The following is a 23,580-nucleotide window of genomic DNA, read 5'->3' on the forward strand; positions in this document are numbered from 1 at the left end:
ACTCAGCTCCGCGCCCCGACGGGTTCGAACCCGTGCACCGGCAACAAAAGAGCGACCAACCGGAGTCGATCGCTTTCTTTTCTATGGTGGGCCGTCAGGGGTTCGAACCCTGGACCTTGGGATTAAAAGTCCCCTGCTCTGCCAGCTGAGCTAACGGCCCGCGGGTGGCATTGTACCACGGTCTGGGACTATTCCCAACTCCATTGGCCGTTCTGGAAAATCACAACTTCACGTCCATCGGGCGTAATGCCCGTAATATCGATGTCGTCCGTGCCGATCATAAAATCGACGTGCGTGCTCGAGACGTTAACGCCATGCTCCAGGAGCTCCTCCTTGGGCATGTCATACCCATCCTCGATACATTCGGGGAAACCGACACCTAGCGCGAGATGGCAGCTGGCGTTCTCGTCATAGAGCGTATCGTAGAACAGAACGCCACTTTCGCGGATCGGCGTGTTCTTGGAGATGAGCGCGACCTCGCCCAGACGAGCGGCACCTTCGTCGGTGTCAATGATGCTCGCGAGCGTCGCCTTGCCAACGCGGGCATCGTAGTCCACTACGCGGCCGGCCTCGAACTTAATCCAAAAATCGTCAACCCTGTTACCGTGGTGAATGAGCGGCATGGCCGAGTACACGATACCGTCGGCGCGCATACGATCAGGCGAGGTGAAGACTTCCTCGGTGGGAATGTTGGGGAAGAAGGGGTGCCCATCGGGCGTCTTGCCCTTGCCGCCGGCCCACTCGTGACCCTTCGTCATGCCAATCGTCAGATCGGTTCCATTTGCCGCGGTGTAATGCAGGCGGTCAAAACGATTGTCATTCAAGAAGCGCAAATTCTTTTCGAACGCCGCGTCATGGAGTTCCCAGTCGCTCTCCGGATCTTGGCCATCGGCACGAGCGGTGTGCAGAATCGCATTCCATAGTTTATAGATCGCAACCTCATCCGCATCGCCCGAGAACACCTCGCGCGCCCATGCCACGACCGGCGCGCCGGCGATGCACCACGGGTTGATGTTGTAGTCCAGCCCACGGCGGAAGACCTTGCACTGCGTATTCCTTGCCTTGGAAGCCGCGGCGGGCTTGGCCGGATCGATACCCTTGAGAGCCGCAGGGTCCGCGCCCTCGATAAAGATAAAGCAGGCACCGTCCTGGGCCAGGGAATCCAGCTGCAGGCGCTTCCACTCGGGCGTCTGCTCAAAATAGCTTTTCTCGACATGCTCGTACGTGAGCCTCGTCACGGCATCATCGGCCCAAATGACCGTCACGTGGCCAGCGCCGGCGGCATAAGCCTCCGCGACCACCACGCGGGCAAAGGATGCGCACTCGACCGGAGGCTGAACGACAACCTCCTGGCCGGGCTTGACGTTTACGCCCTTGCGGACAATCAGTCGCGCGTAGTTTTTAATCTTGGGCTCCAGGGCCTTCATACCCTCCAGAGCCTCTTCGACCGTCAGGGCAGCTCGAATCATGTGCCACTCCATCTATCTATAGAACAGTAAAAAGGCGCGCCGCAAAAACGACGCGCCTTATATCTTAGCGATAAGTATGTATGCAAACGCTACTTCTTCTTGGAGTCCTTTTTGTCCTCCTCGGCAGCTGCGCGCTCGATAAGAGTGTTGAGCTTATTCTCGGACATGCCCTCGGCCTGCGTGCGGTACATGTTGCGCAGGGGACGAATACGAGCGAAGTCGTAGATAAAGTCACCCAAAATGACGACGTAGGACAAAACGATGCCAACCATCTGAACAGGACTGGACACCGTGCCGCCGGGAGCGAAGTGGAACGAAACCCCAATTGCCACGATGAGCACCATGCCGATAGCGAGCACGGCCCACCAAATACGGCGGCGCTTGGTGTAGTCCTCATCCTGCTTGAGAAGGATATTCGACACCGTGTAGATGCGATCCTCACGGGCGCGCTGCTTAGCCTTGCGGGCGCGCTTCTCCTCTTTAGAGAGGCCTTCCAGGTTTTCACCCTTCTCGAGCTCTTTGCGGCGAGCTTTAGACGAAGCCGGCACGACGCGAACGGAGCTCGCTGCCTGGCGGGCGGGCTTAGCAGATGCGGCGGACTTGCGCGCAACCCCGGTAACTTCGTGGGATTGCGTGCGCTTGTTCGTGGCGCTACGGGTACTCACTTATGCGTTCTCCTTCATGCTTATGAACTGGGAGCCCGTGATGATCTGGAAGGCCTCGCGATAGCGCTCGGACGTGCCATCGATGACCTCGGTGGGCAGGTGCGGGGTCTCCCCCGTCATATCCCAGTTGGCTTTGAGCCAATTGCGGACGAATTGCTTGTCGTAGCTGGGCTGAATCTTGCCCTCCTCGTAGCTGGCGGCAGGCCAGAAACGGCTGGAGTCGGGCGTGAGGCACTCGTCGATCAGCGTAACCTTGCCATCGATAACGCCGAACTCGAACTTGGTGTCGGCGATGATGATGCCTCGAGTGGCGGCATACTCGGCAGCGGCCTTGTAAATCTTGAGGGACAGGTCGCGAATCTGCGCGGCGATGTCCTCACCCACGATCTCACAGCAACGCTCGAACGAAATGTTCTCGTCGTGGTCGCCGATCGCGGCCTTCGTGGACGGCGTGAACAGCGGCTCGGGAAGCTTGGAGGCCTCGGTCAGACCCTCGGGCAGCTGAATGTCGCAGACGGTACCGTTCTCGTCATAGGTCTTCTTACCCGAACCGGTCAGATAGCCGCGGACGATGCACTCGATAGGAATCGTCTGGGCCTTCTTGACCAGCATGGCGCGGCCTGCGAGGTAGTCACGATACTCGGCAAACTCCTCGGGGAAATCCGCCGGGTCGATGGAGACGAGGTGGTTGGGAACGATGTCGGCAAACTTATCGAACCAGAATGCCGAGATGCGGTTGAGCACCTCTCCCTTAAACGGAATCTCGTCGGGAAGAATGAAGTCGAACGCAGAAATGCGGTCGGTGGCGACCATCAGCAGGTTTTCACCGGCATCATAGATATCACGAACCTTGCCACGGGAATCCGGACGACGCTCCATCGTTGTCACGTGAGTCACTCCTTACCAAAATACGACAGTAATGCGGGTTCTTTCCCGCACGTTTTCGCAAACTCGGAGCGGCAGGGACGAAACCCCTCCTTCACCGAATAGCGAAAAGCTAGTGCTCCATTGTAGTAGATGCCGCGTCCGCCGTGTGCTCGCGAGGCAGATGAATCGTAAAAGTCGTACCCTTTCCAAGCTCCGACTCCACGGATATGTAGCCGTGATGACGCTCGACAATCTGCTTGGTCACGGCGAGACCCACGCCCAGGCCACCCGCTTCGCGGGCGCGACTGGCGTCGGCACGCCAAAAACGACCGAAGATGCGCGACAAATCATCCTTGGCGATACCGATGCCCGTATCCGAAACCGCGATATCGACGTGCTTGCGGTCACTGAGTACCGACACCACGACCCAACCCCCCTCGGGGGTATAGCGCATGGCGTTACTCAAAAGGTTGATGACGCATTGCGTGATCATGTCGGGATCTGCCTCGACAACGTCATCGTGGCCCTGCGTCTCATCTGCAAAGCGCAAACGCAGGTCACGGTCGGCAAACAGGCGCTCCTGGCCATTCACAATCGAACGCACAAACGGCACCATATCCACCGGCTCCAGGTTAAGCGGCGCGGTACTGTTTTCCATACGCGACAGGTCGAGCATCTGCTGCACCAGACGGGCCAGACGACGCGTCTCGGATGCGACTGTCTCCAGGTGTTCGTCATCGGTGGGATACACACCGTCTTGCATGGCCTCGACCGTTGCAAGCATTGCCATGAGCGGCGTGCGCAGCTCGTGGGCAACATCAGAGGTCAGGCGCTTCTCGTGCTTCATATCCTTTTCGAGTGAGGTGGCCATCTCGTCGAAGGTCTCTCCCAGCTGATCGATCTCATCATCGCCGCGCAAGCCCGTACGAGCGGACAGGTCTCCATCGCGGATTTGCTTGGCGGTGCTGGTTATACGATGGATCGGCTTGGTGAGCATGCGCGACACGAGTGATCCGATAACGACCGAGATGCAGACGGCCACAACCGCAGCAAGGGCCATGGCGTTAAAGGTCTTCTCCCTGAATGCTGAGTCTGCCTTGGTGAGCAGGGCATCGGAGCCAATCGCCCACAATTTGACCTGACCCACGTGCTCGCCGGAGGACGTCACGATCTCAACGTTGGCAACACTATTGGAATCGGTGGGAGCAGACGAGACCGGGCTGTGCGATGCCTTCTTTCCGCTCGTACCGTCGGTCGTCGCCTGATTTTCGCGTACATCGGCAGTAGCGCTTGCCGAGGGCCACGAGTCGTCATAGACGACAACGCCCTTTTTATTGACGACCTGCATGCCCAGATCGTCGGACACCAAACTCGATGTCGCGACCGTGCGCAGCTCGCCCGCAGTCCAATTGCCGTTTTCCTCGTACGACGTCGCAAGCTTTTCGGCTGCGGAATTGGCGATTTCGACGATATTGGAGCGCGTGTAGTCCGAAAAAACCGTACCCCATACAACGGAAACCACACCTACCAGTACCAGTACCGTCATGAGCGATGTCAGGGCGAAAGCCAGGGCCATGCGCGAGGGATAGCTCATCGTTGGCCGTGAATCGGAACGAGGCGTGTTCCAACTAGCCTTGGAACCCGCCTCGTTCTCCTGCTTATGCTTTTGCCCGATTTCAAAGCGCGCAGGTGTCATATGTGATTTCCTTTATTTCTCGTCCGACTTATCGGTCTTGGTCGGAGCCTCGAAGCGATAGCCGACACCGTGGACGGTGTAGAGCCACTTGGGCTTCTTGGGGTCGTCGCCTAGCTTGGCGCGAAGGTTCTTCACGTGGCTGTCGATGGTGCGCTCGTAACCCTCAAAGTCGTAGCCGAGCACCTTCTCGACCAGCTCCATGCGGTTGTAGACACGACCGGGGTGACGGGCAAGTGTGGTGAGCAGCTTGAACTCGGAAGCCGTCAGGTCGACTTCCTTGCCCTCGACCAAAATCTTGTGGCCCGAGATGTCAATGACCAGATCGCCAAAGTCGAGCACCTCGACGGCCGGCTCATCGGCCTGGTGGGCACGGCGGAACAAGGCGCGTACGCGCGCGACAAGCTCGCGCGGCGAGAACGGCTTGATCAGGTAGTCGTCGGCACCGAGCTCGAGGCCGATAATACGATCCTCGATCTCGCCCTTGGCCGTCAGCATAATGATGGGGACATCCGAGGTGTCGCGAATGGTGCGGCAAACGCGCTCGCCGGGAATCTTAGGGAGCATGAGGTCGAGCACGACCAGGTCGAACTGATGCTTCTCGAACTCCTCGATAGCGGACTGGCCGTCGCCCACGCCCACAACCCAATAGCCCTCGCGCTCGAGATAGGCAGCGACAGCGTCACGGATTGCCTTCTCATCCTCGACCAGCAGAATCTTTTTTGCATCTGAAGCCATAACACGGCCCCCCTGTCTCAATTAGCTAAGAACAAGCTCATTTTAACGCACCTGAGCCCACCGGGTATCGCATGGGTGCGATAGCTCGGCGGGCGGTACTCATAATCACAACGCGCTTATTCCCCTGCCGGCGCCTTTTTAACCCCTCGGAGACTAAAGAGAGAACAAGCGAGCGGTGACCGTCTCGGGAATTCCCTGGCTGTTACGCACCGTTGCGTACGTTAAGAACGAGTTCGATTTACCCGCCGTAGCAGGATAATCGCCATACTCCAAGGCTCGGTCGGGCGACAGAAGCGAGCCGTAGGTCTTAGCCGAAGTGTCAATCAAAAAATGCGACGCCTGAACTTTAACCAGGTATTTATTTTTCCTTCCTGCAGCGCACGCGAGCGGCTCACGCGAAAGGAAGAGGTACGGCCCGCCCTCGTTACCGATATAGGTGCCCATATTGCCCAGGCTGCCCACACCGCTATACGTCGCCTCAATGGAGAACACGAAGGTGTCGCCCATATACACGGCCTCGAAAGGCGAAACCGACGAAGGAAGCACCAGCTGAGCTCGCTTCGTGTTGTTGCCGTCAGTCAGGTCGATCGCCGTCATCCCGTAATAGACGCCCTCATCATTGTGCACGCGGGGCGAGATGGTCAGGATGCCGTCGCTCACACGCGGGGCGGATGCGAAGCGGCCCGTCGACTTCCAAATAGTCTCAGGCTTGGACTCGCTGGGCGACTGACGGTAGCAATACGAATCGTTACTCGTCTTGGTGCCGCCGGACGAAGGCATCTTATACCAGATGACCGACGACCCATACGCTGCGAAGAGTGGCGGATCGTAGTTTTTGCCACCGCGGTCGAGCTCGACAGCGTTGCCGGTAAGGGAGGCACCTGCAAGGTTTTGCGCATAGAGTTTCCAAGACGCATTGGCAAAGTTCATCTCGACCCACGCGAACACGCCATCACCCGCGCGGACGTCGTAAAACGCATAACCGGTTCCCTCAACGGGATCCTCGATAAGTGTGGTAAGCGAGCCATCGCCCAGGTTGAGCACACCAAGCGTATTGGCATGCAGGGCAGAAGCAGGCGCCATCATCGCGGCGGCGTAGTCGCCGTCGCAGTAGTACAGCAGCGTGCCCAGCGGCAGTGTCCACGAAGCCGCGGGCTCAAGATCGATATCAACAGCTTCGTATTCATCAGTGATCGAGACAATCTTCGAATCGTCCTTGATAACCTGCGGCTCGCCAGCAGCATCATCGCTGGTGCCCGTTTTTTTCGAGCAACCGGCCAGTACGGCAGCAGCACCGGTAGCGGCGCCGCCCAGCACAAAACCTCGACGCGTTATTCCATTCTTAAAGCGATCAGCGATGCCCATTAGGCGATCTCTGCGCGAGCGGCCTCGATAGCGCGTGTGAGCTGATCGGCGCATGAGGTCTTTCTCATACCGCAGGTATTACCGGCGAGAACCTCGATTACGCGATCGGTGGGAGCGCCCTCGACCAGCCTGGAGATGGCCTTGAGGTTGCCATCGCAGCCGCCGGTAAACTCGACGCCCAGCACCTTGCTGCCGTCATCGGAAAGGTCAAGGTGGATATTGCGAGAACATACACCTTGAGGCTTGTAGTCAAAACTAATCATTGAGATCCCCTCTCGTAAAGCAATTTCAGTCGTCTATTATCCCCGTCTTTCCCTAAATGCAACGAGGCGCTTTGCCGGCAACACACATTACCAGCAAAGCGCCCTAAAAAGCTAATGTTATGCCCGAACCTACTCGAAGCTCAACTGCTCCAAGCGATCGAAGACCGTATCGATGCGGGTAAGGAAGTCCCACGGATCAAAGATCTCGTCGAGCTTCTCCTGGCTGACGGTGCAGCGCGGATCGGCTTCGAGACGCTCCTTAAAGGTGGGGCCGGAGACACAGTCCTGCACCTCGTGCCAGGTGGCCATGGCATTTTCCTGCACAATAGCGTAGGCGTCCTCGCGGGTGATGCCTGTATCGACGAGAGCCAGCAGCACCTTGGAGGAGAAAATCAGGCCGCGGGTCTTATTGAGGTTGGCCATCATGCGGGCAGGGTACAGCTGCAAGCCGTCGATAACACGGATGAGGCACTGGAACATGTGGTCGAGTGCGATGAAGCTATCGGCCTGGGCGACGCGCTCGGCAGAGGAGTGCGAAATATCGCGCTCGTGCCACAGGGCAACGTTGTCGAAGGCGACCTGGGCGTTGGACTTCACGACGCGCGACAGGCCGCAGACCTTCTCCATGGTGATGGGGTTGCGCTTGTGCGGCATGGCGGAGCTGCCCTTTTGACCCTTGCGGAACGGCTCCTCGGCCTCGAGCGTATCGGTCTTCTGCAGATTGCGAACCTCGGTTGCGATGCGCTCGCAGGTGGCCGCTGTAGTGGCAAGCACGCCGGCAAGGTAGGCGTGGTGGTCGCGGCTGATGACCTGCGTGGACAGCGGATCGTGGACCAGACCCAGGTGCTCGCAGACGTACTCCTCGACGAACGGCTCGATGGAGCTGTAGGTGCCGACAGCACCCGAGATGGCACCGAAGGCAACGTTCTTGCGAGCGTCCTCAAGACGATCGAGGTCACGCTTGAGCTCCCATGCCCAAGAGCCAAACTTCATACCGAAGGTCATCGGCTCGGCATGGATGCCATGGGTGCGGCCGGCGCAGAGCGTGTTGCGCTCCTCGAAGGCGCGACGCTTGCAGATTTCGCCAAGCTTCTTAACGTCCTCGACAATCAGGTCACATGCCTGAGTAAGCTGATAGCACAGAGCCGTATCACCCAGGTCGGAGCTAGTCATACCGTAGTGAACCCAGCGGCTAGGCTTGGGCTCGCCCTCGGGAACATCGGCGTCGATATATTCCTTCATGTTGGTCAGGAAGGCGATGACATCGTGGCACGTGACCTCCTCGATCTCGTCGACCTTTGCCTTCTCGAAGTTGGCGTGGTCGCGAATCCACTGGGCCTCTTCTTTGGAAATACCGATCTTGCCGAGCTCCGCCTGGGCCTCGCAGGCCAGGACCTCAATCTCCTGCCAAATGGCGTACTTATTCTCGAGGGAGAAGATGTGTCCCATCTCCGGGCGGGTATAGCGATCGATCATAGCGGCTCCTTTTTGGTTATTGGCACGTTGGTCGTAACCCAACCATTGTACCGTGCGTGGGTGCGAGTAACGATAACGGGCATTAACCTAACATTTTGGAATTGGAGCGGGCAATGTAAATGGGCTGCGGTGTCACCGCAGCAAGCGGCAACAGCTGCGTGAACTAATGTAATTTCAGTCGCTATCTGCGAAGCTACACGCAAAATTACATTAGAAGGAGACGTACTGTTTGCCGTTTCCCCTGGCAGCTGCCCTGCAAGGTCAATGGAAAGCGCAAACATTATATGCATTGAAATATATGAGCTCACAGCTGGTCTATAGTCTTATGTGCGACTGACTAATGTAGCGAGAGATATGATTACATTAGTTGCGGATTAAATTACATTATATGGAGTGTCATGATACGAAAACCGAGCGAAATGCCCTCCCTGCTTCTGCGCATCATTGCCGACGTCGAGACCGAGGTCGTCGAATACAAGGCAGCAAAGCAGAACTATGATTTCGAGGACATTGGCAAGTATTTTTCCGCCCTCAGCAATGAGGCAAATTTGCGCAAGGCAGAGTGCGGATGGCTTTTCTTTGGCATTTCAAACGACCGCCAAATAAAGGGGACCGCCTACCGTAAAGAATCCCAAACGCCAAGCGTCGGCCTGCGACGTCTAAAGCACGAGATCGCCCAATACACAAATAACGGCATGACTTTCGAAGAGATTTACGAGTTTGAGGTTGATGGCAAGAGAGTCATTGCTTTCCAGATACCGGCTGGCAGCTTCGCAACGCCAACGACCTGGCACGGAATCCCCTGGTCACGTGAGAATGAATCCCTCGTAGAGATGCCCAAGTTCAAACTCGACGCCATCTACGGGCAGAGTCGACCCGACTGGTCGCGTCAGATTGCCTACGAGGCAAACCTCGATGACCTTGATCCAGAGGCAGTTAGCTTTGCGTGCTCCAAATTCGTCGAAAAGTTCGGAGAAAGCCAGCCCGCCGTTCGTAGCCTCGATGAAGAATCCATCCTCAGCAAGATGGCGCTTGTAATCCACGGCCACGTGAGCAATGCGGCGCTCGTTCTTCTGGGCAAACCGGAATCGAGCGTCTTTCTGGGTGGTATCGAGCCGCGCATCACTTGGACGCTCTATGCGAGCGACGGCTCCACTATGGCCTATGAGCACTTTGAGCCGCCCTTCATTCTGCAGGTCGATCGTATCCTGGGAAAGATAAGAAACGAAAAATATCGCTTCTTCGACCGTGAAGAGACGCTATTTCCCACCGAAGCGCATCGTTACAGTCCCGAAGTCATTCGAGAACTTCTCCATAACGCCATAGCACATCAAGATTTCAGGATGTCAGGGAAGATCAACGTTCTCGAGTATGAGGATAAGCTTGTATTCAAGAACGAGGGTACTTTTATCCCCGAGACGATAGAGAACGCGCTCGCGAGCGGCTACAAACCGCCCTACTACCGTAACCCCCTGCTTTCAAGCGCCATGAACAAAACAGGCATGATGGACCGCAACGCCATAGGCATTCGCAACGTCTTCGACATTCAGCGCAACCGCCTATTACCAATGCCCACCTACGATCTATCTGAGATTGGGCGCGTTGCCGTAACACTGTACGGTACGGTTCTCAACGAGGACTATTCTCGACTTCTCGCAAGCAATCGAAATCTTGATTTGGTGACAGTGCTGCTGTTGGACCTCGTTCAGAAGGGGTTGCCCGTCACAAAAGAACAGTCGCGCCTACTTCATGAACAGGGCCTCGTTAGAGGCCGCTACCCCAAACTGACGGTCTCAGCCGAGGTGGCAGCGGCCACCGGTGCCCACAGCGAGTATGTGCGAAACAAAGGCGTAGACAACAGTGTCTTCAAGGAACTGATTTTGGAACTCCTGCGCGTGCGCCCATGTTCAAGAGCGGAGATTATCGCAGGGCTGGATCATGCCTTGCCGGCAGACCTTACGGCAAAGCAAAAAGGCGACCATGTAAGCTATCTGCTCCAAAGCCTACGGAAAGCTGGTCGCATCACCAACGCTGGAAGCACTTCGGCTGCTGAGTGGCACATAGTCGAGTGATATGACTCGCGATTTCGATTCTGCCAACAAGTACATTCCAAGCCAAGTGCGCAACTAGCCCAGAATGCGCCTGACTGCCAGTCGTGATAGGACACATCCTTCGTCGCCTAGCATCGCACAGCGTCAGGCAACAGCGCATATGGTTGATCCAACTGAAGTCGACACCCAATCGGGCATTGCGACCTCGCGAGACGGCAGTCTCATACAACAAAAATAGCTCCCTGCCACTCCATGCATGAGCGGCAGGGAGCGCTCATGGCAGACCATTTCTCAAGTTCCACCTTCCTCAACCGTAAAAACGCCCAACGTCTTAGAGGCCGTTTTTATGTTTGTTGGCTTCTTTTTCTTTCATTAAAAATCATCCAAAATGATCTACGCCAAACTCGTTAACAACTGGGGGAAATACATTCTGCATAGCGGAACGATCATCATGGCTTGTTCTGGCCAGAAATACGGCATCCTTGGCAGGGCCATCATGCTTACGGAAAATCAAGAAGGTCTTTTTGGGAGCCACGACCTGATGCGCATTAAAGTTGACGAAAGCAAGGTATGCGCAGGGTATCTCCTGACTTTCCTGAATGATCCTCTGCTGGGAAGCCCCTATGTTGTTCGTAACGCATATGGAACTTCAACCCCCATCTAGACTCAACGGATTTACGCTCCGTTAAGGTGCCGAGGCTTGCCGTAGACGTCGAATCCGTCATCGCCGACCTTATGGACAGGAGCGTGAGCATCTCGGCCAAGGCCGACCGACTTGAAAATGAGGAGACGAAGCTGGCGCAGGAGCAGGTCGATATCACCATCGGAGAGATTGTCTCAGACGCCCAAGAGGCCCATTGCATGCTTGGCATCTCATGTCATCAGTATATAAGCCAGCACTGAGGGCACCCATTGGTAACACTTTGTAGTGTTACCAATGGGTGCCCTGTCGGGTTCGAGTCTCGGCTCTTTATTGAAAAAAAGCACGGCACCGTAATGGTGCCGTGCTTGTGCTTTTTACTGGAGCGGGCAACGGGACTTGAACCCGCGAGTGTCAGCTTGGGAAGCTGATGCCTTACCACTTGGCGATGCCCGCAATTATGCATTCCAGCAAATCGGATGCTTGCCTAGTATATACCGAGCGTCACAAGGGAGCAATATAAATGCAGCGCACCGTCGCACACCCCGATGCGAAGGCCTACGACACGTGCTTTAGCTGATCTTTTGCATCAGAAAGCGCGTGTTCTACCCCGTTTTGCACCTCAGTGTCAAAACGATACGCAGGGACCGAAACGCTCAAACCATAGAGACGCCCGCCTTTTTCTATGGGAACGGCGACGCACTCAACCCCTTCTGCCATCTCCTGATGATCATATGCAAAACCGCACCGTCGGACCTCTTCGAGCTGCCGCATCAGGTCATCCACGTTTTTTACCGCATGCTCAGTCGTTTTTTCGAATGGAACAGGAAGCAGCGAGCGAACCGACTCCTCATCCCATCGAGATAGAATCGCCTTTCCAATCGCCGTGCAGTGTGCAGGAAGGGTCTTACCGATTTCCGATGAAAGACGGATGTGCTGGGGGGAATCAACGCGCGAAATATAGAGGACACGGCCGTGGTCGAGCACACCGAGCTGACAGGTCTCTCCGCACGATGCGACAACCTTTCGCATGGCTGTCTCAAAAGAGGACAATCCCCCACTCTCACGATCGAATGCCTTGCCCAGCAGATACGTCTTAAGCCCAATCGAATACCTACCGGTAGTCTCGTCATAACTAACGTAATCTGAATCGGCCATGGTGTGCAGAATCGAGAAGAGACTACTCTTTGGAGCGCCGACAATGCGGCATATCTCCGCCATGGTAAGTCCGCTCTTTGTAGCCGAAAGGGCTTCGAAGATTGATAGAACCCGCAAGGTAGAACGGTGGCCAGCAGGATTATATCGCGAGGGCATGGCAACGCTCCTTGTTCATTAGCGCCCAGACTTTCCCCGTAAGTATAGCGGCGTGCCCCTTAAAGCAACCGTTCACCGGCCAACCAAAACCATTCGCGGCGGGCCCGTGTGGGGTCTTTAGCATTTCATATATACTGTTCCGTATAACGAATAGCGTTCGCATTTACGAACGCTATTCAAGTGGACATAGGGAGGAAACATGTCAGACGTTGTAAGCCAAGGTCAAAACGCCGTTGTCATCGATCAGAGGGACAACGTCGCCGTCGCCACCTACCAGCTGAAGGCTGGTGACGAGGCTCGTTACCCAACGCCGGATGGAACCATGGAGGCCGTCGCGGTGACCGATGACATCCCACTGTTCCACAAGATTGCCCTCGTGGATATTCCCAAAGGGGAGAAGATCGTCAAGTATGGTGAGTTCATCGGAGTGGCTACCAAGGACATCAGGCGAGGAGAGCACGTTCACACGCACAACTGCGAAAGTTCGGACGACCTGAAGGATGCAGTTGTGACCAACACCTCCGCTGTCGCGGTCAAATCCTCGTCTACCGTCGAGGGGACACGCACGTTTATGGGATTCCGCCGACCCGACGGTCGCGTCGGCATCCGCAACCACGTCCTGATTCTTCCCACGAGCATCTGTGCATCTGACACCACGGAGAGAATCGCAAATGCGGTCGAGGGATGTGTCTCTTTTCATAACCAAAACGGCTGCTCGCAGGTCGACTGCGACCAAAAGGTGACCATCGCCGCGCTTGCCGGCTATGCCGCAAACCCCAATATCTACGGCATCGTCTGCGTCTCCCTGGGCTGCGAGGGCTGCCAGAACGACATCGTGGTCGACGCGATTCGTGAGCGCACCAACAAGCCCATCGAGACCCTGGTCATCCAGAAGGTCGGTGGCTCCATCAGGGCAATCGAGGAGGGCACGCGCCTTGCCCGCAAGATGGTCGCCGAGGCAGACCGGTGTGTCCGCGAGCCCACTGACATCTCCGAGCTCATCTTCGGCACCAACTGCGGCGGCTCCGACCCCTCGAGCGGCCTGGGCTCCAACCCGCTGATCGGCGAGGTCTCCGACTGGCTCGTCAACCATGGCGCCACCTCCGTGCTGTGCGAGACACCCGAGCTCTTTGGCGCCGAGCACATCCTCGCCCGTCGCGCGAAGGACAAACAGGTTTCGGACGACATCCTCAAGATCGTCTACGACTACGAGAAGTACGTCCAGATGTTCGGTGCCGAGATGCGCGAGGGCAACCCCAGCCCCGGAAACATGGCCGGCGGACTCACGACCCTCGAGGAGAAGTCCCTCGGCTGCGTGCACAAGGGCGGCCACAGCCCCCTCAACGCCGTCTATCCGTATGCAGCACAGCTCAAGCCGCACGAGGGACTCGTCGTGATGGACACTCCCGGCAACGACCCCTCTAGCGTGGGCGGCATCATCGCGGGCGGCTGCCAGCTCGTAGTCTTCTCGACCGGCCTCGGTACCCCCACCGGAAACGCCATCGCGCCCGTCTATCGCCTGACCGCCAACAAGCGCACCTATGAGGTCATGAAGGACAACACCGACCTCGACGCGAGCCCGACGATCTACGGCCCCGAGTCCATGGAAGAGATGCGCGACAGGATGCTCGACGACATCATTGCCGTCTGCAACGGCCGCAAGGTCTGCGCCGAGGTCCTTGGCTATACCGAGACCGCCCTTCCGCACATCTGCAATTACATGTAGTAAGCCATCAGCCCAGGCGGCGGCCCGTCATATGTATCTACATGACGGGCCGCCGCAGAAAGAGACAGACCATGCATCTTCCCATTTTAAAAACACTCCAGAAAATACCCGCCGGTCTCATGGTGGTACCGCTGTTGATCGGTGCCGCCCTTAACACATTTTGTCCTGATGCCCTTAAGATCGGATCGTTTACCACGGCACTCTTCTCAAGCGCTGGAACGGCAACCGTTGTAGGTCTGCAGATTTTCTTTGTCGGCACCAACCTGCGCTTAAATCAGGTTGGCGAGGCGCTCAAGCGAGGATCGGTCCTTCTGCTTGCGAAATATGCCGCCGGCGTCGTCTTAGGTCTGGCGGTCGGCGCCATCTTTGGAAAGGCAGGAGTTCTGGGCGTTTCCGTCTTGGCTATTATCAGCTCGGTCACGGGCGCAAACGGATCGTTGTATCTCTCGCTCATGAGCGAGTACGGTGACCCTGCGGATACAGCGGCACAGAGTATCATGAACATCCATGACGGACCGTTCCTCGCATTGCTCACACTCTCCGCCTCAGGCATGGCCAACATTCCGCTTCTGTCACTGTTCGCGGCCATTGTCCCGCTGATCCTCGGTTGTATTTTGGGAAATCTCGATGAGGATCTTCGAGCTTTCTTCCAGGCTGGCGCTGGGCTTGTTGTACCGTTTGTGGGGTTTTGCATTGGAGCCGGTATTAATTTCTCGAGTGTCATCGAGGCAGGCGTCTCCGGTCTCGTTTTGACCGCCATGGTCTTCTTTGTCGGCGGCGGTTGCGCGCTGCTTGCCGACAAGTTCATCGGTCGTCGTCCTGGCTATGCTGGCGCCGCCATCGCGTCTGCCGCCGGCAACACCATCGCGACACCAGCGGCGGTCGGCGTCATCGATCCTTCGTGGCAGCCGTATGTTGCAGCCGCTACGACGCAGATTGCGGCGGCAGTCGTTATAACGGCTATCATCGTTCCGCCCGTGGTAGATTGGGTCGCCCGCAAATGGGGCTGCCCCAAATTTGACGAGAAGAACTCACAAGAGGTTGCGTGAGGCGACGCTATTGTCGCTTAATACCGCAGCATACATATCCGACACACATAACCTGATAGGACAACGATCCCAAAAAAGGAGCAGCGGCAATGTTTGAGGGAATTTTTTGCCCTTCCATAACCATCACCGATGACGACGGAGCGATCGACTACGAGCTGTGGGGCAGGCACCTGGATCACCTCGCCGATGCCGGCATTGACGGCGTGCTGTTGTTTGGCAGCATCGGCGAGTTCTACAGCGTGAGCCTCGAGGACAAGAAGTCGGTCGTCGACTTTGCCGTCAAGCGGGTCGCCAGCCGCATGAAGGTCTTTGTCGGCGTGGGTGACACCACCTACGACAACGTCCTCGAACTCACGCGCTATGCCCAAAAGGCCGGTGCCGACGCGGTTCTGGCGGTCTCGCCGTACTACTTCGGGCCTACCGACGACGCTGCCGAAAAGTACTTTGGTGGCATCGCAGACGCCACCGACCTGCCCGTCGTGCTATACAACTTTCCGGCGCGCACCGGCACCGACCTGTCGCCCAAGCTCGTGGCCAGGCTCGCCGCCGCCCATCCGAATATCTGCGGCATCAAGGACACGGTCGACACCATCAGCCACACGCGCAAGGTCATCCGCGCCGTCCGCAAGGTCAACCCCGAGTTCTCGGTCCTTTCCGGCTTCGACGAGTACTACCTGGTCAATCGCGCGAGCGGCGGCAACGGTGTCCTGTGTGGCCTCACCAACGTGGAGCCCGAGCTCTTTGTGAGGATGCACGGCGCCTACCAGGCAGGCGACTTCGCGACCGCCATCGAGTGCGCCGAGCGCATCTCGTCGCTCATGGCCGTCTACGACGCCTGCGATTTGTTTATATCTGCCATCAAAGTAGCGGTCAATATAAAGGGTCTTCCAATCTCGACCGCGATCTTTGATCCCGCCATACAGGCCAGTGATGACCAAAAGGCAACAATCGAACAACTCCTGTCATAGACTTGTATTTGGATCGATGTGAGATTATCGTCTTCACATCGATCCAAATACCTTTGTTCTTGTTTAATTTATGAAATTATTTCCATAACTTCATAAAGATATGGAGACGAGGACCCGTGGGGGTCCTTTCTCATTTACCTCTACCTGCGCTTTTATCTGATTGTTGTATTTGAGCCCGATTTGTCAGAAATCGGGCAAGCTTTTGGTCAGCTTCTGGTACTTACCCACATGAACCATGGCGGTAGCCTCATCCCAAGCGCCGCGGCCTCCCCGTGCGGCGCACGAGGGATAAGGAGCAGCCATGTCCAACGCACCCACGCACTCTGTCCACAGCGCAATCGCAACAGGTCCGCTGCTCCTGCTCCTCTTTTTTCTGATCGGTTGCCTGATCCCAGGGGCCGCACTCGCCGTCGACGGGAGTGATGCCCTTAATTTCCGCACCATAAGCGACGGTTGCGGCCCCTTCGGTGTCGGAAAATACGAGGCACAGGACACTTCGATTTCGTACTGCATGAATCAAGACTGCCCCGGCCCCAGCAAGCCGGGAGGACCATGGCGCACATATGACCAGGGCTGGACATGGCTCGATGACGAATTTGCCGCAATCGTCTGTCACGGGTACCCCTCCAGCACATCCTTTGGCGGCCACAATCTGTCGCCCGATCTCGCCCGTGCCGCCACCCAAATTGCCGTGTGGATGCTCAACGGAACCACGCACCCCGATGGCACCTATTCGTATACAAATAGCAAGGGAGTTGTCAGGAGCGGTAGGTTTTACGAAAACGCCGAGGCCGTAGCGGCTGCACGTTGGCTCTACGACAGCGCTAAGTCCGGATCCATTAAGGCGGCCCCACATCGAGCCAGGCGTTATCACGGCCCGGTCTCGAGCGAGGGTCGACACCAGGACATGCTCTATGTTCTGCCCGCCGTCTCCGTATCTTTCCAAAAACAATCGTCCCAGGCTGACATCACCGCCGGTAACGACACCTACAGACTCGGTAGCGCAACCTTCGATATCTTTGAAAGTGCGGGCGATGCACGTGTCGGCACTATCCAGACGGACGAAAACGGGCGTGCACAAGCAACACTTTTGCCCAATACGGCATATTACTTGGTCGAAACCAAAGCCCCGGCAGGCTATATCCCTCGAAGCGACCGAATAGCCTTCACCACACAAAACAGCGGCGAACATGTCACTATTAACGAGCAGCCCGGCACCATCACCTTGCGTATTGCAAAAATCGATGCCGCCACGGATGCCGGCGCCCAAGTTGGGGCATCGCTTGCGGGCGCTGAATTCACCTGCGTCTCGCAATCCACTCCCGGCTGGACTCGCACCCTTACGACCGACGAAAACGGACGGGCGATCCTCAATGACGTTCCTCTGGGCACTTTTACCATCTACGAATCGAAAACACCCGAGGGCTACCTGATTTCAAACGACTGTTGGAGCTACACCGTCGGTGCCGAGCAACTCGGAGATACGGGCATCGTTGAGCTTGAAAGCCGTATTCCCAACACCCCCATCGCCTTTGACCTTGAAATCTCGAAGTTTAAGGACCATGGCAATAACGATGAGTCCGGCCTTGAACAGCCGGCGGGAGGCGTCGTCTTTGAAGTTGTCAGCAATAGCTCTCAACAAGTCGTCGGTACGTTGACCACAAACGTTTACGGCTTTGCCTCCACCAAAGACCAGCCCGAAGCATGGTTTGGCGCAGGCAAGCGACCCGCCGGCGCTCACGGTGCCATTCCCTACGACCGCGCGGGCTACACCGTTCGCGAGGTTGCAAAAACGGTCCCTGAAGGATTTAAGCAAGCAGGGGAATGGACCATCGGGGCCAACCAGATTTCCGACGGCGCCGAGCTTCAATATATCGTGGACAACCACGCCCTGTCGACACATCTCCAGATTGTAAAACGTGATGCCCAAACAGGCGCCTCTGTTCCCCTAGCCGGATTTACCTTCCAACTACTCGACAGCAATCACAAACCTGTCTCGCAAACATGCTGGTATCCAGCACATAACGTAATGAACACCTTTACGACCGATGCGACGGGCACCGTCACACTGCCCGAATCGCTCGTGCCGGGCACCTATTATGTACGCGAAACCTCGGCCAAAGAGCCCTATCTTGTCGGCGAAGAGATCGAGGTAAACATACCCGCCGACATAAACCTAACACCCGTCGCAATCGCCTCGTATTATGACCGCGCCGCGACCGGAAACATCAGGATCGTTAAAACCAATGCCGTGGACGGCAGCAGCCTCGCGGGCGCCATCTTTGAGATCCGTGCCTCGGGTGATATCGTGCGTCCCGACGGTGGTATCGCCGCGGTCGGTGGTGAGACCGTCGCGACCGTCACGACTGATGAAACCGGAGAAGCATGCGCGGACAACCTCCCGCTGGGATCTGGCACCGCACGCTACGAGGTTTTCGAGACTCAAGCGCCGACAGGCTTCTTACTCGATCGGACATCCCATATTGTCGACCTTACTTATGCCGACCAGAAAACACCCGTTGTGGAAGCACGGCTTAACGTATCCGACGATTACACCAAGGTTGATATTTCCAAGGTCGATGCAAGCGGTGAACAGGAAGTGGAAGGCGCACGGCTCACCTTATATGGTCCCGATAAAACCGAAATCGACTCCTGGACCTCATCTGACAAGCCGCACCGCGTCGAACATCTTGCACCCGGCACCTACTCGTTGCGCGAAATGATGTCTCCGCGGACCTATGACCTTGCCGAGGAGATAACGTTTGAAATAAAGGATACGGGAGAAGTCCAATCCGTCGCTATGAAGGATGCGCCCATCGAGATCAAAGGACAGGTCGACAAGCGTCAGGAGCTTGTCCAACCTATCGGGAAGGGTCTGCTGGCCAACGGCGATGGTAAAAATCGCGCCGCGACGCAAACCAATACGGATGGACTTTTCTCCTATACCATCGACGCCAGAAACGATTCAGCTACCTGGGTTGATGAGTTCACAATTACCGATGATCTTGAGTGTGCCGAGGACGATACAGCGAGATTCGTCTCAGTTGAAACCCCCGTCGCCATCGGCGACCTCAACGGGCTGTGCAACGTGTGGTATCGAACATCTCCGGCAGGAACAAGCGATTCGGGCAAGGAGGCCAATGCAACGCTTGACGACGGGCATCGCAATCCATGGCTCGAAACGGACGAGGTTACAAAGCTGCTGGGCGACGGTGTGCGTCTCGTCGATTACGACGGGTGGCACCTATGGAAAGCAGATATCCCGACGGACAAGTCTGTCACGCTCGATACGAAAGAGATTGATCTTACAGACGACGTCGTCATCACGGGCATCCGTTTTGAATACGGTGCGGTAGCCGCCGACTTTACAACCAGAAGCGAGGCGGGCTCTTGGACCCGCGACGATCTCAAAGACGAGCACGATGATCTTGACGATGCCAAGGCGGCCCTTAACTCGGATGCCCGAGGCGCAGTCGTGCATATGCAGGCGACGTCGTCCTATACGCCCCAAACCGCACTTGTCAACAGCGCGCGCGTCGATCTTTGCCGCAACGGCGGTGGCGATAAACTCGAGGCACATGATGAGGACCGCGTCATCCAACGGTGCGCCCGGCCTCAAAACCTGCCGGCAACAGGATCTGTTGCCGTCGCCGCATGCATCACCGCACTCCTGACCTCGGGCACTGCAGCCATATGGTTCGCTCGCCTTAGGTCGGCCATAAAGAAGCGCTAGCACGATGAAAAAGCGGGCGAGCCAGTCTCCCGGCTCACCCGCCTTGGGCATAAACGATGAATCGGCTATTCAGCAGATGACGAACCGCCATCGATGGCCGCCTGATCGGACTCGGAAATACCGTCGGCGCCCAAACTTTGCTCTTGGTCCACCTCTTTGTTCATTGTTGTCTCGGGCGTCGATCCCTTAACGCCGACGACATACGCGGCCCCAAAACCCAATGCGATAGCGATCAGGGTCAAAATCAGATAGATGGGCCAATGGCGCTTGATGTACGAAAACACGCTGACTCCTTAGCGGATCTGTCTACGAACGACGAATGACCTCGGTCACGACCTCGGACACCGTAGCGATATTGGTCGGATTGACGTTGTACGGCAGGTCATCCTCGGTGCGAGCGCAGGCAAGGCGCGGGCCGTCCACACCGGCGATCGTAAGGGCGCGACGGCTCGCCTCGAGCGCTGCGGATGCATCGGTTTTTGCATAGGGCATCTCGAATGCACCGCAATCGACGTGGAACGACTTACACACCTTGCTGACAAGATTCATGATGCGGCGATCGCCCTTAAACAGCTGCTGCTCTCCCTCGACCGTTACCACCGAAAGCCTGCCGGCACCGATAGACTCGAGGTTGATGAAGAACACACCGCGGAGCTTGTCACGATGCGAGGCCAAAAACGCCCTCATGCCGGCGCCGTCGCAATCGGACGCGCCCGTTGCGACGAACCAGATATCGTGGCCGAGCAGCTCATCGTCACCCATGGAGGCAACGGCCGAGAGCATATCCTCGGCAGAGGCACCATCGGAAGAGGTGGCGCCGCCCTTCCAGCCGTCGTCGTCATCCTCGAAGTTATCCCACGAGCCAATGCCGCGGCCAGACTTCTTGGCATCGTAATCGTCCTCGACGCCCAACCAGTCGCTCATGCTGTCCTGCTCGTTCTTCTTTTTGCGGCCGAACAAGCCGCCCAGGCCACGCTTCTGCGGCTTGGCGCCCGTCGAAGTAGGAGCCGAGATGGTCTCGAGCGGCTGTGCACCCGGGGAGATGGGTATGGGGGTCGCGACCGGTGCCGATGTGGGCTCGGGGCCCTGCGCCGTCGCAAAGGGATCATTTGTCTGTGCCGAAGGATCGGGAAGATCGAACAGCGACGTGCGGGACGCGGCGTTGGCCTGTTGCATCGAAGGCAGCGACGGATCGGGGACCGAGGCCAGTGGTGACGAAGAGGGCGCAGGCGCTGAGGCCGGATCGGGGATATTCATTTGCTGGCGCGGAGGTACCTGAGACGAAATCTGCGCCATGAGGGAGTCAACTGTCTCGTCTTGCGTGGGAGCGATATTGGCCACCGTGGCACCGGGGTCGCTCGGCGCGGGCATGGTAAAGATCTGCGTAGAATAAGGCCTGGGCTCATCCGTCTTGGGAGCCTCGTCAACCGCAGGGGGCTCCTGCTCCATAGCAGAAGCCCCGACCTGCTCGGGTGCGCTGGCCTCAACGGAATCGGCCTCGTCGACAACCGAATCATCGGCGGCAGCCTGGGCATCATCAGAGATGGGAAGGGACTCGGCAATTGCGGTGCCCTGCTTTTCAAACGTCATCGTGGCATCAAATGACATGGTGCCATCGACCGGCTGCTGCGCCTCAGAGGACGTCGCAGCCGCGGAAACGTCAGCGGATGTCGGCTGCGGAGTCTCGAAAGACGTCGTGGCGTCGGTAACATCGACAGGCTCCGGCTGCGCGGCCTCGCTCCGCTCGAACTCCCGTGCCGCACGCTCACGCTCGGCCTCGGCGGCCTGCTGCTGGGCGATGGCCTCCCGCTCGGCGGCCTCGCGGGCAGCGGCGCGCTTTTCCTCAAAGTCGTCGACGAACTTCTTGCCCTTCGCAAGGGCACCCTTAAAGAAGCTAGAAGCGCTGGCACCAATCGAAGAGAACGCGGAAGCGATATCGGCATGGGGCGTTGTCGAGGGAAGCTCGGCCGAGAAATCGGTGTCACTCTCATAGGACACGCGCTGCGGATACTCGTCATAGTCTTCGTCGGCGGTCTCGTCTTCAACCTGTGCCGGAGCGGCAGGCGCCAGAATATCCAGACCGGCTGCAGGATCGAGTGCGGTCTTTGCGTCAGACTCCGTGGCAGCAACAGGGGCAGCGACCGGCTCGGCGGGAGCAACAGCCGTATTGGCCGCGGGAGCAGGCTCCGGCTCAAACGTCGGCTCCTCGCCCTCTTCGTAATCGAGCGTGCAGGACTCGGGGAGCATGCCGAGCGCACGGATGGCATCCGAACCAAAGCGGATATTGCCGGCGGCATTGCGATAGAGCCTGGGCTTGGGCTCGGCGACTTCGACCACTGTGGGCTCCTCCGCCGGCTCGGCGGAGGACTTTTCCTCATTGGACACTTCGGCCTGGGCAGTCTGGTCTTGAGCCTCGGGCGCGACAACGCCGATCAGCGTCTCGTCGTCAGAGGCACCCTCAAAACCATCGATCTGTCCATCAAAAGCCTCGTCCTGCTCGGGTACATCGACAGACGCCGACGGCTGGCCAAACTCGTCCTCGTCGCAGGAAGGCTCCTCATATTCAATGGTGTTTCCGTAGTCGTTTTGCTGCTGGGCCGCGGCATATTCGGCCGCCGCGCGCGCCATTTCCTCGGCGCGACGCTTCTGCTCGCCAAAATAGGTATCGAATGGGATGTCGTCGGGGAACTCGTTTTCGCCCTGATAGGGGGCAACGTTGTCCATGACACCGAGCATGGCGGCGACAGAGGACTTGTTGCACACCGCGCCAGACGTGTAGGGAAGCACAAAACGGTTGGAGATGATATTGGCGGCGTTGGCCAGCGCCACAAGGGAAGCCAGAATCGCGACAACCCACAGCAGGACCTTGAGCACGCCGGGGAGCGGCAGGATACGCAGGATGGCGACAGCCGCGGGTGCGATCGTGGCGACAGGCAAGAGCTTGGCGATGAGCGCGCGGTACGGAGCGTAGGGCTCGCGAGCAAGGAGCTCGGCACGGGGGGAATCATAGTGCGCTACCACGACGACCGGGCGGTTGCGCGGAGACGCAAGCGGGCCCGAGGCCTTGTGATAGGCGATGACATTTTGGCTCACACCGGTCTTTCCCAGGCGCGAAACCACGGGATGCCCCGTGCGCTCGAGCACGTAGAGCACGGCGCCGACAATGGCCAGCAAGGTGCCGACCAAGCCGATACCGCCACCGACACCCATCAGCAGGGCGCCGGCAAACGCCAGAATACCGGTAACGGCAAACGCCAACCTGCTGGGCGCGGGAGCATTAAATTCCTGCACCTCGGGGTCAAAGCCGTGGTTGCGGAAAATCTGAGCGATATCCTCGGCAGCCAGGCGCTCTTCTTCACTGCACGCCGGCGTAATGCCGGTGTTCTGCAGCAGGTGGTTAATATAGTTCTGGGTGTTCGCCATGTGCGCTCCACATCCATAATCCGACAAATAGGCCCAATGTATGCACATTAGAACCGTATATAGTCGAAAGTATACCCCGAGCGAGCGCAAACGACCGAATTCCGGCCATCTTAACGCCGCGAGCGGACAAGGATATAGCC

At 57.5% G+C, this 23,580-nt stretch carries 17 protein-coding genes and 2 tRNA genes; 6 read left to right on the top strand and 13 right to left on the bottom strand.

Features of this window, described 5'->3' with window-relative positions:
• Positions 1-84: 84 nt before the first annotated feature.
• The 9 genes from SFLMC1_RS07335 to purB all read right to left on the bottom strand — a co-directional run bounded on the left by SFLMC1_RS07335 (position 85) and on the right by purB (position 8,536).
• Positions 85-160 (bottom strand) — tRNA-Lys (locus tag SFLMC1_RS07335).
• A gap of 28 nt (positions 161-188) precedes the next feature.
• Positions 189-1,469 (bottom strand): aminopeptidase, encoded by a 1,281-nt coding sequence (locus tag SFLMC1_RS07340; RefSeq protein WP_152074395.1) that lies wholly within the window; start codon positions 1,467-1,469, stop codon positions 189-191.
• Positions 1,470-1,558: 89 nt separating this feature from the next.
• Positions 1,559-2,134 carry a hypothetical protein gene (locus tag SFLMC1_RS07345; protein ID WP_152074396.1) on the bottom strand — a complete coding sequence of 192 codons (576 nt, stop codon included), beginning with the start codon at positions 2,132-2,134 and terminating at the stop codon, positions 1,559-1,561.
• The gene (locus tag SFLMC1_RS07350; protein WP_152074540.1) at positions 2,135-3,013 is read right to left on the bottom strand and encodes a phosphoribosylaminoimidazolesuccinocarboxamide synthase; all 879 of its coding nucleotides are present in this window, start codon (positions 3,011-3,013) and stop codon (positions 2,135-2,137) included.
• Positions 3,014-3,131: 118 nt separating this feature from the next.
• Positions 3,132-4,697 (bottom strand): sensor histidine kinase, encoded by a 1,566-nt coding sequence (locus tag SFLMC1_RS07355; RefSeq protein WP_152074397.1) that lies wholly within the window; start codon positions 4,695-4,697, stop codon positions 3,132-3,134.
• A 12-nt stretch (positions 4,698-4,709) separates the two neighbouring features.
• Entirely contained in the window at positions 4,710-5,432 is a 723-nt protein-coding gene (locus SFLMC1_RS07360) for a response regulator transcription factor (protein ID WP_117735814.1), read from the bottom strand.
• A gap of 153 nt (positions 5,433-5,585) precedes the next feature.
• The gene (locus SFLMC1_RS07365; protein ID WP_152074398.1) at positions 5,586-6,797 is read right to left on the bottom strand and encodes a twin-arginine translocation signal domain-containing protein; all 1,212 of its coding nucleotides are present in this window, start codon (positions 6,795-6,797) and stop codon (positions 5,586-5,588) included.
• Positions 6,797-7,060, bottom strand: coding sequence for a TIGR03905 family TSCPD domain-containing protein (locus SFLMC1_RS07370; protein WP_152074399.1), 264 nt, complete (start codon positions 7,058-7,060; stop codon positions 6,797-6,799). Before SFLMC1_RS07370 ends, SFLMC1_RS07365 begins: the two co-directional genes overlap by 1 nt.
• Before the next feature lie 129 nt (positions 7,061-7,189).
• Positions 7,190-8,536 carry an adenylosuccinate lyase gene (gene purB / locus SFLMC1_RS07375; protein WP_152074400.1) on the bottom strand — a complete coding sequence of 449 codons (1,347 nt, stop codon included), beginning with the start codon at positions 8,534-8,536 and terminating at the stop codon, positions 7,190-7,192.
• Positions 8,537-8,934: 398 nt separating this feature from the next.
• Here purB and SFLMC1_RS07380 point away from each other — a divergent pair, with 398 nt between their 5' ends.
• Both SFLMC1_RS07380 and SFLMC1_RS07385 read left to right on the top strand, forming a co-directional pair.
• Positions 8,935-10,608 (top strand): RNA-binding domain-containing protein, encoded by a 1,674-nt coding sequence (locus SFLMC1_RS07380; protein ID WP_152074401.1) that lies wholly within the window; start codon positions 8,935-8,937, stop codon positions 10,606-10,608.
• A 367-nt stretch (positions 10,609-10,975) separates the two neighbouring features.
• On the top strand, positions 10,976-11,251 hold the full coding sequence (locus SFLMC1_RS07385) for a hypothetical protein (protein WP_152074402.1): 276 nt from the start codon (positions 10,976-10,978) through the stop codon (positions 11,249-11,251).
• 357 nt (positions 11,252-11,608) lie between these two features.
• Here SFLMC1_RS07385 and SFLMC1_RS07390 read toward each other — a convergent pair.
• Both SFLMC1_RS07390 and SFLMC1_RS07395 read right to left on the bottom strand, forming a co-directional pair.
• Positions 11,609-11,683: transfer RNA gene (locus tag SFLMC1_RS07390), tRNA-Gly, on the bottom strand.
• 102 nt (positions 11,684-11,785) lie between these two features.
• Positions 11,786-12,541 (bottom strand): IclR family transcriptional regulator, encoded by a 756-nt coding sequence (locus tag SFLMC1_RS07395; RefSeq protein WP_152074403.1) that lies wholly within the window; start codon positions 12,539-12,541, stop codon positions 11,786-11,788.
• A 199-nt stretch (positions 12,542-12,740) separates the two neighbouring features.
• On the opposite strand from SFLMC1_RS07395, the gene SFLMC1_RS07400 reads away from it, so the two are divergent.
• The 4 genes from SFLMC1_RS07400 (at position 12,741) to SFLMC1_RS07415 (ending at position 20,017) form a co-directional block, all read left to right on the top strand.
• On the top strand, positions 12,741-14,267 hold the full coding sequence (locus SFLMC1_RS07400) for a UxaA family hydrolase (protein WP_152074404.1): 1,527 nt from the start codon (positions 12,741-12,743) through the stop codon (positions 14,265-14,267).
• Between the two features lie 71 nt (positions 14,268-14,338).
• Positions 14,339-15,316: a 2-keto-3-deoxygluconate permease gene (locus tag SFLMC1_RS07405; protein ID WP_152074405.1), complete on the top strand. Its 978-nt coding sequence runs from the start codon at positions 14,339-14,341 to the stop codon at positions 15,314-15,316.
• 89 nt (positions 15,317-15,405) lie between these two features.
• Positions 15,406-16,284 (top strand): dihydrodipicolinate synthase family protein, encoded by an 879-nt coding sequence (locus SFLMC1_RS07410; RefSeq protein WP_152074406.1) that lies wholly within the window; start codon positions 15,406-15,408, stop codon positions 16,282-16,284.
• 301 nt (positions 16,285-16,585) lie between these two features.
• Complete coding sequence (locus SFLMC1_RS07415; protein WP_152074407.1) at positions 16,586-20,017, top strand: SpaA isopeptide-forming pilin-related protein; 3,432 nt, start codon at positions 16,586-16,588, stop codon at positions 20,015-20,017.
• Between the two features lie 65 nt (positions 20,018-20,082).
• Here the strand turns inward: SFLMC1_RS07415 and SFLMC1_RS07420 are convergent, their stop codons facing one another.
• Positions 20,083-20,301 carry a hypothetical protein gene (locus SFLMC1_RS07420; protein WP_152074408.1) on the bottom strand — a complete coding sequence of 73 codons (219 nt, stop codon included), beginning with the start codon at positions 20,299-20,301 and terminating at the stop codon, positions 20,083-20,085.
• Positions 20,302-20,323: 22 nt separating this feature from the next.
• Positions 20,324-23,440, bottom strand: coding sequence for a hypothetical protein (locus SFLMC1_RS07425; protein WP_152074409.1), 3,117 nt, complete (start codon positions 23,438-23,440; stop codon positions 20,324-20,326).
• Between the last annotated feature and the right edge of the window lie 140 nt (positions 23,441-23,580).

The organism is Collinsella aerofaciens, from assembly GCF_901212495.1.
In the GTDB taxonomy this organism is placed as follows: domain Bacteria; phylum Actinomycetota; class Coriobacteriia; order Coriobacteriales; family Coriobacteriaceae; genus Collinsella; species Collinsella aerofaciens_H.

What these genes read in the sequence shown, in the direction of transcription:
- SFLMC1_RS07340 (WP_152074395.1), bottom strand. Translation starts at nt 1,469, where the DNA reads ATGATTCGAGCTGCCCTGACGGTCGAAGAGGCTCTGGAGGGTATGAAG.
- SFLMC1_RS07350 (WP_152074540.1), bottom strand. Translation starts at nt 3,013, where the DNA reads ATGGAGCGTCGTCCGGATTCCCGTGGCAAGGTTCGTGATATCTATGAT.
- SFLMC1_RS07355 (WP_152074397.1), bottom strand. Translation starts at nt 4,697, where the DNA reads ATGACACCTGCGCGCTTTGAAATCGGGCAAAAGCATAAGCAGGAGAAC.
- SFLMC1_RS07360 (WP_117735814.1), bottom strand. Translation starts at nt 5,432, where the DNA reads ATGGCTTCAGATGCAAAAAAGATTCTGCTGGTCGAGGATGAGAAGGCA.
- SFLMC1_RS07365 (WP_152074398.1), bottom strand. Translation starts at nt 6,797, where the DNA reads ATGGGCATCGCTGATCGCTTTAAGAATGGAATAACGCGTCGAGGTTTT.
- SFLMC1_RS07370 (WP_152074399.1), bottom strand. Translation starts at nt 7,060, where the DNA reads ATGATTAGTTTTGACTACAAGCCTCAAGGTGTATGTTCTCGCAATATC.
- purB (WP_152074400.1), bottom strand. Translation starts at nt 8,536, where the DNA reads ATGATCGATCGCTATACCCGCCCGGAGATGGGACACATCTTCTCCCTC.
- SFLMC1_RS07380 (WP_152074401.1), top strand. Translation starts at nt 8,935, where the DNA reads ATGATACGAAAACCGAGCGAAATGCCCTCCCTGCTTCTGCGCATCATT.
- SFLMC1_RS07385 (WP_152074402.1), top strand. Translation starts at nt 10,976, where the DNA reads ATGATCTACGCCAAACTCGTTAACAACTGGGGGAAATACATTCTGCAT.
- SFLMC1_RS07395 (WP_152074403.1), bottom strand. Translation starts at nt 12,541, where the DNA reads ATGCCCTCGCGATATAATCCTGCTGGCCACCGTTCTACCTTGCGGGTT.
- SFLMC1_RS07400 (WP_152074404.1), top strand. Translation starts at nt 12,741, where the DNA reads ATGTCAGACGTTGTAAGCCAAGGTCAAAACGCCGTTGTCATCGATCAG.
- SFLMC1_RS07405 (WP_152074405.1), top strand. Translation starts at nt 14,339, where the DNA reads ATGCATCTTCCCATTTTAAAAACACTCCAGAAAATACCCGCCGGTCTC.
- SFLMC1_RS07410 (WP_152074406.1), top strand. Translation starts at nt 15,406, where the DNA reads ATGTTTGAGGGAATTTTTTGCCCTTCCATAACCATCACCGATGACGAC.
- SFLMC1_RS07415 (WP_152074407.1), top strand. Translation starts at nt 16,586, where the DNA reads ATGTCCAACGCACCCACGCACTCTGTCCACAGCGCAATCGCAACAGGT.
- SFLMC1_RS07425 (WP_152074409.1), bottom strand. Translation starts at nt 23,440, where the DNA reads ATGGCGAACACCCAGAACTATATTAACCACCTGCTGCAGAACACCGGC.